Genomic DNA, 12,175 nt, shown 5'->3' on the forward strand with positions numbered 1-12,175 from the left:
GCAAAAGGCCCCCGAGGAGAGCAATGAGGACATCCGCCCGCGGACAGGTCGATCCGTTTATCGTCATGGACGTGATGGAGGCAGCGAGCCGCGCCGAAGCCGCAGGCCGCCACATCATCCATATGGAGGTCGGACAACCCTCCACCCCCGCGCCTGCCGGTGCCCGCCGCGCGCTTGCCGCCGCCTTGGAACAGCCGCTGGGCTATACGGTCGCCCTGGGCCTGCCCGCGCTGCGCCAGGGCATCGCGGATCTGTATCGCCGCTGGTACGGGGTCGATCTGGACCCGGCCCGCGTGGTGGTGACGCCGGGCAGCAGCGGGGCGTTCATCATCGCGTTTTCGGCGCTGTTCGACGCCGGCGACCGGGTGGCGATGGGCTATCCGGGCTATCCCAGCTATCGCCAGATCCTGCGGGCCATGTCGCTGGACCCGGTGGGCATCCCGACCCGCCCCGAGGATCGGTATCAGCCGCGCCCCGACGATCTTCCCGATGGCTGCGCGGGGCTGATCCTTGCGTCCCCCGGCAATCCCTCGGGCACGGTGCTGCGCACGGACGAACTGCGGGCGCTGTCCGATGGGGCGCGGGCGCGTGGCATGGCGCTGATCTCGGACGAGATCTATCACGGCCTGTCCTATGGCGACCGCTGCCATTCCGCGCTGGAGGTGACGGACGAGGTGTTCGTCATCAACTCCTTCAGCAAGTATTTTTCCATGACCGGCTGGCGGCTGGGCTGGATGGTGGTTCCCGAAAGCCATGTCCGCACCGTTGAACGGCTGGCGCAGAACCTGTTCATCTGCCCGCCCCATGCCAGCCAGGTGGCGGCCCTTGCCGCGCTGGACTGCATGGACGAAGCCGACGCCAACCTGGCCGTCTATGCCGAAAACCGCCGCCTGATGCTGGACGGTTTGCCCCGCGCGGGTTTCGACCGCATCGCGCCGCCCGAGGGGGCGTTCTATATCTATGCCGACGTATCCCACCTGACCGACCATTCGCCCAGTCTTGCCGCCGAGATCCTTGACACGGCGGGCGTCGCGGTCACGCCGGGGCTGGACTTTGACCCCGACCGGGGCGCCCGGACCTTGCGGTTCTCCTATGCCCGCGCGACCGCCGACATCGCCGAAGGACTGCGCCGCCTGCAAGGGTTCATGGCCGCACGATGAAAGGGCTGGCGCTGATCCTGGCCCTGCTGCTGGCGGTGCCCGTCTGGGCCGTGGAACCGGCGCGGCTGGATCCGGGCGGATCGGCCCTGGTCGCGACCGGGCGCGGATGGGGCGGGCCAAAACCGCTGGAACTGCGGCTGGCCCTGACCAGGCCCGTGCCTTTCCGCGCCTATCTGGTCGCCGATCCGATGCGGCTGGTCGTCGATCTGCAAGGCGCCGATCTGGGACTGGCGCGCCCGCAGGATCTGTTCGGCGCCGACCTGGCCCCGGCGATCCGCTGGGGCCGGGATCGTCCCGGCTGGTCGCGGGTGGTGGTCGAACTGCCCGGTCCTTACCGCATCGACCGCGCGGGCCAGCGGGCCGGTCCCGCAGCGGCGCAGATCACCGTGGCCCTTGCGCCGGTCGATCCCGACGATTTCGCGCCCCGCGCCTCGGCCACCGCCGCGCTGCGGGGTCTGCCCGAACCGGCCGACATTCCGCAGCCCGCGCCCGACGACCGCTTCACGGTCATGCTGGATCCGGGCCATGGCGGGTTCGATCCCGGCGCCTCGGCCGAAGGCGAAAGCGAGGCGAACCTGGTCCTGGTCTTTGCCCTGGAACTGCGCGCCGCGTTGCAGGCGCGGGGCGTGGACGTGCAGATGACGCGGCAGGACGACCGTTTCGTGGCCCTGGAACGGCGGGTGACGGCGGCGCGGCAGAAACGGTCGGATCTGTTCATCTCGCTTCACGCGGATGCGCTGCCCCAGGGGCAGGCGGCGGGGGCCACCGTCTATGTCTGGAATCCCGCCGCCGACAGCCGGGCGGCGGAACAGTTGACGCTGCGGCACGGGCGCGACGACCTGCTGGCGGGAACCGACCTGACCGGCCGCGATGACGCCCTGACCGGCGCCTTGATGGATTTCGCCCGCACCGACACCCAGCCCCGATCGGAAAGTTTCGCCCGCTGGCTGACATCGCGGATGGCGCTGCTGGGGATCGGAATGCACGGACGCCCCGTCCAGGGGGCCACCTATTCCGTCCTGAAATCGCCCGACATCCCGTCGGTGCTGCTGGAACTGGGCTTTATCTCGGATTATGACGACCGCGCGAACATCCTTGACCCGCAATGGCGAGAGCGCATGGTCCGCGTCATCGCCGAGGCGATCGTCGGCTGGGCGCGCGACGAGGCCGTGCGGGCATCCATGCTGCGCCAATAAGGGCGCGGTCGCCCAGTGTTGTTTTGACCGGGGCAGGGTGCGCCGCTATAGGGGGACGATTCCTTGAAAGGCCCTTGTCCTTGCTGCGCAGCATCCTGTCCTTTTTCGGCGCCATCTTTTCGTGGTTCGTCACCGCCAGCTTCTTCATCGCGCTGACGGTGGGGGCGATCTTCTGGATCTATTCGCGCGACCTGCCCAGCCACGAGACCCTGGCGCAATACACCCCCAAGACCATCAGCCGGATCTATTCGGGCGAGGGCATGCTGATCGACGAATTCGCCGAGGAACGCCGCCTGTTCGTCCCCGTCGAGGAGATCCCCGATCTGGTCAAGCACGCCTTCATCAGCGCCGAGGACAAGAATTTCTACAGCCATCCCGGCTATGACGTGCGCGGGATCGTCGGGGCGGCGTATCAGGCCGTGGCCTCGGGCGGGTCGTCCGTGCGCGGCGCGTCCACGATCACGCAGCAGGTGATGAAGAATTTCCTGCTGTCCTCGGACCGCAGCGTCGAACGCAAGGTCAAGGAACTGATCCTCGCGTCCCGGCTGGAACGCACGCTGTCCAAGGAACAAATCCTTGAATTGTATCTGAACGAGATTTTCCTGGGGCAGAACAGTTTCGGCGTGGCCGCCGCGTCCCAGACCTATTTCAACAAGTCGCTGACCGAACTGGCCCCGCGCGAGGCCGCGATGCTGGCCGCCCTGCCGCAGGCGCCGGGCCGGTATCATCCCGTCGCCGCCAAGGATCGCGTGACCGAACGGCGCAACTATGTCCTGCGCGAGATGTGGCAGAACGGCTATATCACCGAGGCGGTCTATCAGGCCGAGGCGAAGCTGCCGCTGAAATCGGTGCAGAACGGCGATTACCCCTCCTTTCGCCAGCAGTTGCCGCCGCGCGATTACTTTACCGACGAAATCCGCCGCCAGCTGTCGCTTGAATTCGGGCAGGACGAGTTCTTTGGGGGGGGCCTGACGATCCGCGCCACCGTGGACCCAGACTTGCAATCGGCCGCCGCCGACGCCCTGCGCGCGGCGCTGGAGGATTACGACCGGGGCGCCGGCGTCTGGCGCGGCACGGGCGAGACGGTCCCCGCAGACCAGTTGGGCAGCGAGGCCGCATGGCGCGGCGCGCTGTGGCAGGCCAAGGTTCCTCGCGACATTCCCGGCTGGCGTCCCGCCGTGGTGCTGGAACTGGGCGACAGCGACGCGCGCATTGGCATCGAGGGGATCGAGGAAGACGCCGACGGCCACTGGATCCCGGCCGAGGACGTGCAATGGGCGCGCAAGCGCGGGCCGGACAGCCGCCTTGGCCCGCGCGCGCAGGTCGCGGGCGATCTGGTCGCCGTGGGCGACGTGGTGCTGGTCCGGGCAATGACGCGCGACGGCGACGGCGGCTTCATCCGCTGGACCCTGCGCCAGATCCCCGAGGTTCAGGGCGGGTTCATGGCCATGGACGTGAACACCGGCCGCGTGATGGCGATGCAGGGCGGGTTCAGCTACCAGTCCTCGGTCTTTAACCGGGCGACGCAGGCGCAGCGCCAGCCGGGGTCGTCGTTCAAGCCCTTTGTCTATGCGGCGGCCTTGGACAACAACTATACCCCCGCCACCATCGTCGTGGACGAGCCGATCACGCTGAACACGCCGTTCGGGTTGTGGGAACCCAAGAACTCGACCGGCAAGACATACGGCCCCACGCCGCTGCGCACCGGCATCGAGATGTCGCGGAACCTGATGACCATCCGCATCGCCCAGGACATCGGGATGGAACGCGTGGCGGAATATGCCGAACGCTTCGGCGTCTATGACGACCTGAAACCGTTCCTGGCCAACGCGCTGGGGGCGCAGGAAACCACGCTGTTCAAGATGGTCGCGGCCTATGCGATGTTCGCCAACGGCGGCGAACGGGTGGAGCCGACGCTGGTGGACCGCGTGCAGGACCGGCGCGGGCGCACCGTCTATCGCCACGACCAGCGCGTCTGCGAAACCTGCGGCCAGCAGGCGCTGCCGGCGGGGCAGGGTCCGGTGATCGACACCAACCGCGAACGGGTGATGGACGCCGTGACCGCCTATCAGCTGACCTCGATGCTGGAAGGCGCGGTCGAACGCGGGTCGGGCAACAAAGTCGATCTGCCGGTGCCGATCGCGGGCAAGACGGGCACCACGAACGATGCCAAGGACGTGTGGTTCATCGGCTATTCCAGCAACATCGTTGCAGGCTGCTATCTGGGATACGACCAGCCGCGCACGCTGGGCCGGAACGCCTATGGCGGGACGCTGTGCGTGCCGGTGTTCCACGCCTTCATGCGCAAGGCGGTGGCCGAATTCGGCGGCACCGATTTCGCGGTTCCGCCGGGCGGCTATTGGGTCAAGATCGACCGCACCACCGGCCAGCGGCTGTCGGACAGCGCCACCGGCCCCAATGTCGTGGCGGAATATTTCCGCGACGGCACCGATCCCGACTGGGGTTCGCCGCTGATCGTGTCGGGCTTTGGCGACGGTCCTGTCGCCCTGCCGTGGGAGGCGGGCGCCGGATCGGGGTCGGGCACGTCGATCACCACCTCGACCGGGGAACGCCGGGTGATCCCGCGCCAGACCGATTTCGGCACCATGTCGTCGGGCGGACTTTACTGAGGGACGTGGCTCAGCGGTCGTCCCGCGTCGCCGGGGGCCGTTCCGCCGGGGCCTTTCCCCGGTGCTTTTCATGCGCGGGCGTGCTGATGATCCGCACCATCCACAGGATCACCACCGCCAAAGCCGTGCCCATCACGGCCAGCAAGCCGTCGCCCGTTCCGGATGCCAGACCGACCGCCCCCGCCAGCCACATCGACGCGCCGGTCGTCACGCCGCGCACGCTGCCGCCGCTGAAGATGATGGAACCGGCGGCCAGAAAGGCCACGCCCGCCGTCACCGCCTCGATCAGGCGCAGGGGGTCGATCTGCAAGGTGTCGCTTCCGCCTGCGGGGAAATGCGTCAGTTCCATCGCGACGATGGTGAACATCGCCGCCGCCAGGGAAATCAGCATATGCGTGCGCAGCCCCGCCGCGCGGGCACTGATTTCGCGTTCCCAGCCGATCAGCGCGCCCAGACCCACAGCAAGGACCAGCCGCATGACGACCACGGGCAGGGGAATGGATTGCAAGGGCTGGAACAGGTCAAGAAGGTCGGACATGGCGGCAACGTGGCGGTTTCGTGACAGGAAAGTCAATGCCGGTTGCCCCGCGGCAACGGCCCCGTCCGGCCCCGACCCTTGCCCGGCGGCGTCCGCCGCGCTATCACCCCGGACCTGACGCCAGCCCAAGGATTCCGCCCATGCGCGCCGAGACGCAGTCCATCATCGAATCCATCAAGCGATCCCTGACCCTGCTGGGACAGCGGATGGATTGGCAGACCGCGCCCCACCGGTTGGAGGAGATGAACGCGATGATCGAGGCGGGCGACCTGTGGTCCGATCCCGCCCGCGCGCAAAAGCTGATGCGCGAACGCCAGGCGCTGGTGGATGCCCTTGAAACCTATCGGCGCATCGACGGCGACCTGTCGGCCAACGCCGAAATGGTGGAACTGGCCGAGGAGGAAGGCGACGCCGACCTGGTGGCCGAGGCCGAGGCCAACCTGAAGGCGCTGGCCGAACTGGCCGCGCAAAAGGAACTGGAAGCCCTGCTGAACGGCGAGGCCGACGGCAACGACACCTTCCTGGAAATCAACGCGGGCGCGGGCGGCACCGAAAGCTGCGACTGGGCATCCATGCTGGCGCGCATGTATGTCCGCTGGGCCGAGAAGAAGGGCTACGAGGTCGAGCTGCTGTCTGAAACCGCAGGGGACGAGGCGGGCATCCGCAGCGCCGCCTACAAGATCAGCGGCCACAACGCCTATGGCTGGCTGAAATCGGAATCGGGCGTGCACCGGCTGGTGCGCATCAGCCCTTATGACAGCGCGGCGCGGCGGCACACGTCGTTCAGTTCGGTCTGGGTCTATCCCGTGGTGGACGATAACATCGAGATCGACATTCCCGACCGCGACATCCGCATCGACACCTATCGGTCGTCGGGCGCGGGCGGGCAGCACGTCAACACCACCGATTCCGCCGTGCGGATCACCCACCTGCCCACCAACATCGTCGTCACCAGTTCCGAAAAGTCCCAGCACCAGAACCGCGCCAACGCCATGGCCGCGTTGAAGGCGCGCCTGTACCAGATGGAACTGGACAAACGGAACGCCGAGATCAACGCCCAGCACGCCGCCAAGGGCGACGCCGGATGGGGCAACCAGATCCGCAGCTATGTCCTGCACCCCTATCAGATGGTCAAGGATCTGCGCACCAGCGAGGAAACCAGCGACACCCAAGGCGTTCTGGACGGCGATCTGGACGCCTTCATGGCCGCGACGCTGGCCCTGGATGTCGCGGGCAAAAGCCGGGCCGAGGCGAACGCCGCCGACTGATCCCCGGTGCGGATGCAACGCCCGCACCCCGATGGATTTGACGCGGTTTCCCGCTATGCTGCACATGCAAAAGAGCGGGGGCGGCAATGGATGAAAAACGGATCAACCTGGCCTTGCAGGGCGGCGGCGCACATGGCGCATTCGCCTGGGGCGTGCTGGACCGGCTGCTGGACGAGGACTGGCTGACCATCGACGCGATCAGCGGCACCTCGGCCGGGGCATTGAACGGGGCGGCGCTCAAGGGCGGACTGTCGCGCCATCCGGGCGCTGCGGGTCGCCGCGCCGCGCGCGAGAACCTGGATTTCCTGTGGGCGCAGGTCGGGCAGCGCAGCGACAACCGGATCGTGCGCTGGATGCATTCGATGTTTCCGGCCCCGCAGGGCATGGACCGGCTGACCGAACTGTTCTCTCCCGCCGCCTGGCTGGATGGCCTGACACGGATCTTCAGCCCCTATGACTATGGCCCGTTCTATGTGAACCCGCTGGCCCCGGTGCTGCGCGATCTGCCCCATCCCGATTTCAGCAACGCGCGCGGTCCGCAACTGTTCGTGGCGGCGTCCAACGTACGGACGGGACGGATCCGGGTGTTCACCAACGCGGCGGCGACGGCGGATGCCGTCATGGCGTCGGCCTGTCTGCCGAACCTGTTCCGCGCGGTCGAGATTTTTGATCCCGACACCGGCAAGGCCGAGGCATTCTGGGACGGCGGCTTCACCGGAAACCCGGCGCTGTTTCCCCTCTATGCGCCGCGGTTTTCGCGCGACATCGTGATCGTGAACATCAACCCGCTGCTGCGCGACGGCATCCCCCGCACCCCGGCCCAGATCGCCGACCGGGTGAACGAGGTCAGCTTCAACGCATCGCTGATGGCCGACCTGCGGGCCATCAACTTTGTCAAGAAGCTGTTCGCCGAGGATCGGTTGCAGAACCGGGTGATGAAGAATCCGCTGATCCACATGATTCTGGACGACGTGCTGATGAACGACCTGACCGCGCGGTCCAAGCTGATGCCTGCGCCGGGCCTGCTTGCGCGGATGAAGCTGGCAGGCCAGACCGCCGCCGATGGCTTTCTGCGCGACCACGCGGACGCCCTGAACCTGCGGGACACGGTGGATCTGCCGGCCCTGTTCGCGGGATCGGGGATCGTAGGATAGCCAAGGCGCGGACCAGTCAAGTTCCCGCTGGCCATTCCCCCCACCGGCCGCTAGAAGACAGCCCGGCGGGCGGTTAGCTCAGTTGGTAGAGCGCCTCGTTTACACCGAGGATGTCGGGGGTTCGAGTCCCTCACCGCCCACCATCTTTCAATAGCTTAGCGGATTGTCGGGGTTTCGTGTGCGGGAATCCGGGACCGTCGCGCGGCGCTTTTTCCGGGCGATGCTTCTTTGCGGGACGATCGGAATTTTCCGCTTGCACCCCGCCGCGCTCCCTCCTATAGACCCCGCACGCGGCGTCGAAAGACGACGCGGACCTCCGGTGGGGCCATAGCTCAGTTGGTAGAGCGCTTGAATGGCATTCAAGAGGTCAGGGGTTCGACTCCCCTTGGCTCCACCAAGATTCAACGTCATTGCAAGCCTTTGAGTTTTCCTCATGAGATGGGGGAAAGCAAAGCCCGGCGATGTCCCGGCACGGTGGCGCCAGAGGGAAGCCCGCTGGTGGCCAGGCATTGGGCGACCGGATGTCATCTCGATGGTCCTGCCGACACCTCTGCGGTTCAGCACGGCAATGGACGGCAGCGTGCCCCGATCCACGGGAAGAACCGGAGAAGATCTTCCGGTCTCGGGCCGGACAGGGTGCATGGCTTCGGCGGCCAGCCGGGCTGCTTGGTCGCCTCGGCGCCTTTGTCGCGCATCCATTCCTCGGGCCGATGACACGTGTCGCCCTGCACGCATCAGTGCTTTTTCAGGCAGGACCAAACATGCCCCCGGATCGGCGTCGCTGTTTCACTGTTGGCGAAAGGAATGTCCATCAGCTTTGGCGGCCTTTGCAATTTCCATTGTATCAGGAAAGACGGCAGGGCCGCGTCGCGCCGTCACGCCCGCAACACGAACGCATAGGCATCGCCCGCGCGGGCGACCGTGCCGATCCCGCCCTGCGGCAGATGATATCCCAGGATCGTCCAGCCTTCCTCGGCAAGCCGCGCGAGCGTGGCCCGACGCGTCCGCGCGGCAAGCGCCGGGTCATGGTCGGTCGCAGCACCCAGATCGGGCCGGGCAAAGCCCGCCAGCATGGTCACGAAATCGCCGGTCACGAACAGGCCTTCGGCGGGCGTGCCGACGGCAAAGGACATGTGGCCCGGCGTGTGGCCCGGCGTCATCACCGCACGGATGCCGGGCAGCACCTCGGCCCCGTCCGCGAACCGCTCGACGCGGCCGCCCAAGGCGGTCAGCCGCCGGATCGCGCCTGCGGCGAAGGACTGTCGGTCCGCGCCGATGGTGTCGATGGTCGCGGGGTGGGTCCAGTATTCGAATTCGACCTCGCCCATCCTGTGGGCGGCCTTGGCGAACAGCGGTTCGTCGAAATCGTCCAGCACGCCCCACAGATGGTCGGGGTGGCCGTGGGTGAAGATCACGTCCGTCACATCCTCGGGCGCGACGTCGATGGCGGCCAGGGCATCGACCAGGGTTCCCGCCGTCGGCATGAAATCGGATCCCGATCCGACGTCGAACAGAACCACCCGATCCGCCTGGCGCAGCAAGGTCACGTTCAACGGGCTGCGCAGCACCGCCTGCGGATCGATGTCCAGGCTGCGCAGCAGATCGCCGCGCTCGGCCTCGGGGATCATGGAAAAGGCAAAGTCGGACGGAAATTCGATATGACCGTCCGACACGCTGTCGATGCGCAGGCCGCCTGCGGTCAGCGTGGTGACGGCCCAGCCGCGCAGGGGCGCAAGCGGCAGCACGGCCGCCGACATCAGCGCGGCGGCACGGGTCAGGAAAAAGCGGCGGGCAACAGGCATGGCGGTTCCTTTCCTGGCAAGGATCATGGCGGATTCAGCGGGACAGCAGATCCTGAATGTCGCGCCCGGTGTCGGGTCCGCCCGCCGCCGCCCATTCCAGCACCCTCAGCGTGTCGTCGGCGTCCATGACGCCGGGGATCACCGCCATGGCCGCGCGGGCCACGTCGGTGTCGGGGGGCAGGGAAGGGGGCATCAGGATCAGCGTCGGAGTCAGCGGCACGCCCCATTTGGCGGCGGCGCGCTTTTCGGTCAGGATCTCGCCATCCGTGTCGGTCAGTTCGGTGGCCCCGAACAGATCGATCTGGATCACGTCGAACCGGTCGCGGATCAGGCGGTCGATGCGCGGATCGGTCAGCACCTCGTTGTGCAGCCGGGCGCAATAGATGCAGCCGCGCTGTTCCACGATCAGCAAAAGACGGCGGCCCGCGTCCGCGGCCTCCTGGTTGTCCTCGGCCAGATCCTTGAAGCTGGTCTTCAGCCAGTCCGGCTTGTGCAGGCCGTCGTCGCCCAGGGGTACCGGACCCGCAAGGACCGGATGCGCCGCAAGCGGCAGGACAAGGGCCAGGGCAAGATGCAATCGTGTCATCGCGTTGTCGCACTCCAATCCATGGCGCCCACCATCACGGCGGCGATCCGGTTCACCCCGTCCGTGGCGATAAGGGCCGCGAACAGGATCAGCATGACCCCCATGACCCGTTCGACCATGCCCAGCATCCGCTGATGGCGTGCCGCCCAGTCCATGAAGGGCCGCGCAAAGAACGAGATCAGTATAAACGGAAAGGTCATCGCCAGCCCATAGACCAGCAGCAGCGCCGCCCCCAGCGCCAGGCTGTCCTGCGCCGATGCCATGAACAGGATCGCCGCAAGCGCCGGTCCCGCGCAGGGGGTCCAGCCGAACCCGAAGGCCAGCCCCATCGTATAGGCGCCTGCCAGCGTCGCCGGATCGCCCGTCGATTCGATCCGTGCCTGACGATACAGGAACGGGATGCGGATGACGCCCAGGAAATGCAGGCCGAACAGGGCAAGGACCGCCGCCGCCACCCAGGACAGTTCCGCCCGCCAGCGCGAGAACGCCGATCCCATGGCCGTGGCGCCCAGCCCCAGCATCACGAAGATCGTCGTCACCCCCAGCGAAAAGGCGATGGCGCCCATCACCAGCCGACGCCGCGCCCGCGGATCCATTCTGCGCGATTCGCGCAGTTCGCCGATCGAGATGCCGGCCAGATAGCACAGATAGAACGGCACCATGGGCAGGATGCAGGGCGACAGGAACGACAGCAATCCGGCCAGGGCAGCGCCGCCAAACGAGATTTCGGGCATCGGCAACCTTCCGGCAAGACCGCGCGGCTCGGGCAATCCCTTGTCGCCATGCTTGCAATGACATTTTATATCATCATATTGGAATACGTATCATCATCCGTCAATGCGGTTCCCGATGGCCATGACGCTGAATCCTGCCCGTTTCCGTGTTGCCGCCATGGCCGCAGCCGTGGTCTTGCTGTGGGCGATGGCCGCGACCGCGGCGGTCGCGCAATTCCGGTTGCTGATGTTCGAACAGGACGGATGCAGCTATTGCCGGCGATGGAACGAGGACATCGGGCCGGCCTATCCCAAGACGGCCGAAGGCAGGGCCGCGCCCTTGCACCGGCTGGACATCAGGGCGCCCCTGCCGCCTGCCGTGACGCTGACCGGCCGGCGACCGGTCTTTACCCCCACCTTCGTGCTGTTGTCCGACGGAACCGAGGTCGGCCGCATCGAGGGTTATGCCGGCGACGAATTCTTCTGGGTTCTGCTGGACCGCATGTTGCGGGACGCGGGCTGGCAGGCGCCCGCGCCCGCCGCTGGCCCGGCTTCCGGCCCGGATCGTCCCGGCCCTTGACCTTTACGCCTACCCAATCAGGAGCGACCCATCATGACCGAGACAGCAATTTCCAGGGCGTGCGGCGCGCTTTTGGCGCTCTGCCTGGCGCAGGGGCCGGCGGTTGCACAGGATGCCTTGCCGTCCGGCGCCGGCGCGGCCTATGTCCGCACCATCGAAGGATCGTTCGACGATGTCACCTTTGCCGTCGAACAGGCCATCACGAACGAGGGGCTGGTGATCGACCTGACCAGCCATGTCGGCGACATGCTGGCCCGCACCAAGGAGGACGTGGGCGGTGCCAAGGATCTGTTCACGCAAGCCGACATCTTCAGCTTCTGTTCGGCCACGGTGTCGCGTCAGGTGATGGAGGCCGATCCGACGAACATCCAGCACTGCCCCTATTCGATCTTTGTCTACGAAACGGCGGACGCGCCCGGCACGGTCGTCGTCGGCCACCGCACCTATCCGGGCGAGACGATGAAGCCGGTCAACGAAATGCTGACCCGGCTGGTCGATACCGGGGCCGAATAGGGGGCCGAGTAGGACGGTTTTCCCGGCCGGGCGGC

At 66.9% G+C, this 12,175-nt stretch carries 11 protein-coding genes and 2 tRNA genes; 9 read left to right on the forward strand and 4 right to left on the reverse strand.

All coding sequences use genetic code 11. From position 1 onward, the window contains the following. Positions 1 to 23 precede the first annotated feature (23 nt). The 3 genes from CHB77_RS02295 to CHB77_RS02305 all read left to right on the forward strand — a co-directional run bounded on the left by CHB77_RS02295 (position 24) and on the right by CHB77_RS02305 (position 4,986). Positions 24 to 1,160, forward strand: a complete 1,137-nt coding sequence (locus CHB77_RS02295) for a pyridoxal phosphate-dependent aminotransferase (RefSeq protein ID WP_089386545.1) — start codon at positions 24 to 26, stop codon at positions 1,158 to 1,160. Next, on the forward strand, positions 1,157 to 2,356 hold the full coding sequence (locus CHB77_RS02300) for an N-acetylmuramoyl-L-alanine amidase (protein WP_089386546.1): 1,200 nt from the start codon (positions 1,157 to 1,159) through the stop codon (positions 2,354 to 2,356). Before CHB77_RS02295 ends, CHB77_RS02300 begins: the two co-directional genes overlap by 4 nt. An 80-nt stretch (positions 2,357 to 2,436) precedes the next feature. Continuing rightward, positions 2,437 to 4,986 (forward strand): penicillin-binding protein 1A, encoded by a 2,550-nt coding sequence (locus tag CHB77_RS02305; RefSeq protein WP_089386547.1) that lies wholly within the window; start codon positions 2,437 to 2,439, stop codon positions 4,984 to 4,986. A 10-nt stretch (positions 4,987 to 4,996) separates the two neighbouring features. On the opposite strand, the gene CHB77_RS02310 is transcribed toward CHB77_RS02305, so the two are convergent. Beyond that, complete coding sequence (locus CHB77_RS02310; RefSeq protein ID WP_089386548.1) at positions 4,997 to 5,524, reverse strand: MgtC/SapB family protein; 528 nt, start codon at positions 5,522 to 5,524, stop codon at positions 4,997 to 4,999. Positions 5,525 to 5,664: 140 nt separating this feature from the next. On the opposite strand from CHB77_RS02310, the gene prfB reads away from it, so the two are divergent. From prfB to CHB77_RS02330, 4 genes are all read left to right on the forward strand, one after another. Continuing rightward, positions 5,665 to 6,792, forward strand: coding sequence for a peptide chain release factor 2 (gene prfB, locus CHB77_RS02315; RefSeq protein ID WP_089386549.1), 1,128 nt, complete (start codon positions 5,665 to 5,667; stop codon positions 6,790 to 6,792). 86 nt (positions 6,793 to 6,878) lie between these two features. Then, a complete protein-coding gene (locus CHB77_RS02320; protein WP_089386550.1) occupies positions 6,879 to 7,946 on the forward strand; it encodes a patatin-like phospholipase family protein in 1,068 nt (355 codons plus the stop codon). 67 nt (positions 7,947 to 8,013) lie between these two features. Next, a tRNA-Val gene (locus CHB77_RS02325) sits at positions 8,014 to 8,089 on the forward strand. Positions 8,090 to 8,267: 178 nt separating this feature from the next. Then, a tRNA-Ala gene (locus CHB77_RS02330) sits at positions 8,268 to 8,343 on the forward strand. Between the two features lie 478 nt (positions 8,344 to 8,821). Here the strand turns inward: CHB77_RS02330 and CHB77_RS02335 are convergent. Genes CHB77_RS02335 through CHB77_RS02345 form a run of 3 tightly spaced genes read right to left on the reverse strand, consistent with a single transcriptional unit; the run spans position 8,822 to position 11,068 of the window. After that, positions 8,822 to 9,748 carry an MBL fold metallo-hydrolase gene (locus CHB77_RS02335; protein WP_089386551.1) on the reverse strand — a complete coding sequence of 309 codons (927 nt, stop codon included), beginning with the start codon at positions 9,746 to 9,748 and terminating at the stop codon, positions 8,822 to 8,824. 34 nt (positions 9,749 to 9,782) lie between these two features. Then, positions 9,783 to 10,334, reverse strand: a complete 552-nt coding sequence (locus tag CHB77_RS02340) for a SoxW family protein (RefSeq protein WP_089386552.1) — start codon at positions 10,332 to 10,334, stop codon at positions 9,783 to 9,785. Next, entirely contained in the window at positions 10,331 to 11,068 is a 738-nt protein-coding gene (locus CHB77_RS02345; protein ID WP_089386553.1) for a cytochrome c biogenesis CcdA family protein, read from the reverse strand. Before CHB77_RS02345 ends, CHB77_RS02340 begins: the two co-directional genes overlap by 4 nt. A 115-nt stretch (positions 11,069 to 11,183) precedes the next feature. Here CHB77_RS02345 and CHB77_RS02350 point away from each other — a divergent pair, with 115 nt between their 5' ends. Both CHB77_RS02350 and CHB77_RS02355 read left to right on the forward strand, forming a co-directional pair. Then, positions 11,184 to 11,627 carry a thioredoxin domain-containing protein gene (locus tag CHB77_RS02350; RefSeq protein WP_242626487.1) on the forward strand — a complete coding sequence of 148 codons (444 nt, stop codon included), beginning with the start codon at positions 11,184 to 11,186 and terminating at the stop codon, positions 11,625 to 11,627. A gap of 33 nt (positions 11,628 to 11,660) precedes the next feature. After that, positions 11,661 to 12,140: a DUF302 domain-containing protein gene (locus CHB77_RS02355; RefSeq protein WP_089386554.1), complete on the forward strand. Its 480-nt coding sequence runs from the start codon at positions 11,661 to 11,663 to the stop codon at positions 12,138 to 12,140. The last annotated feature ends 35 nt before the right edge of the window (positions 12,141 to 12,175 follow it).

The organism is Paracoccus sediminis, from assembly GCF_900188295.1.
Taxonomy (GTDB): domain Bacteria; phylum Pseudomonadota; class Alphaproteobacteria; order Rhodobacterales; family Rhodobacteraceae; genus Paracoccus; species Paracoccus sediminis.

What these genes read in the sequence shown, in the direction of transcription:
- prfB (WP_089386549.1), top strand. Translation starts at nt 5,665, where the DNA reads ATGCGCGCCGAGACGCAGTCCATCATCGAATCCATCAAGCGATCCCTG.
- CHB77_RS02335 (WP_089386551.1), bottom strand. Translation starts at nt 9,748, where the DNA reads ATGCCTGTTGCCCGCCGCTTTTTCCTGACCCGTGCCGCCGCGCTGATG.
- CHB77_RS02295 (WP_089386545.1), top strand. Translation starts at nt 24, where the DNA reads ATGAGGACATCCGCCCGCGGACAGGTCGATCCGTTTATCGTCATGGAC.
- CHB77_RS02300 (WP_089386546.1), top strand. Translation starts at nt 1,157, where the DNA reads ATGAAAGGGCTGGCGCTGATCCTGGCCCTGCTGCTGGCGGTGCCCGTC.
- CHB77_RS02320 (WP_089386550.1), top strand. Translation starts at nt 6,879, where the DNA reads ATGGATGAAAAACGGATCAACCTGGCCTTGCAGGGCGGCGGCGCACAT.
- CHB77_RS02355 (WP_089386554.1), top strand. Translation starts at nt 11,661, where the DNA reads ATGACCGAGACAGCAATTTCCAGGGCGTGCGGCGCGCTTTTGGCGCTC.
- CHB77_RS02350 (WP_242626487.1), top strand. Translation starts at nt 11,184, where the DNA reads ATGGCCATGACGCTGAATCCTGCCCGTTTCCGTGTTGCCGCCATGGCC.
- CHB77_RS02310 (WP_089386548.1), bottom strand. Translation starts at nt 5,524, where the DNA reads ATGTCCGACCTTCTTGACCTGTTCCAGCCCTTGCAATCCATTCCCCTG.
- CHB77_RS02345 (WP_089386553.1), bottom strand. Translation starts at nt 11,068, where the DNA reads ATGCCCGAAATCTCGTTTGGCGGCGCTGCCCTGGCCGGATTGCTGTCG.
- CHB77_RS02340 (WP_089386552.1), bottom strand. Translation starts at nt 10,334, where the DNA reads ATGACACGATTGCATCTTGCCCTGGCCCTTGTCCTGCCGCTTGCGGCG.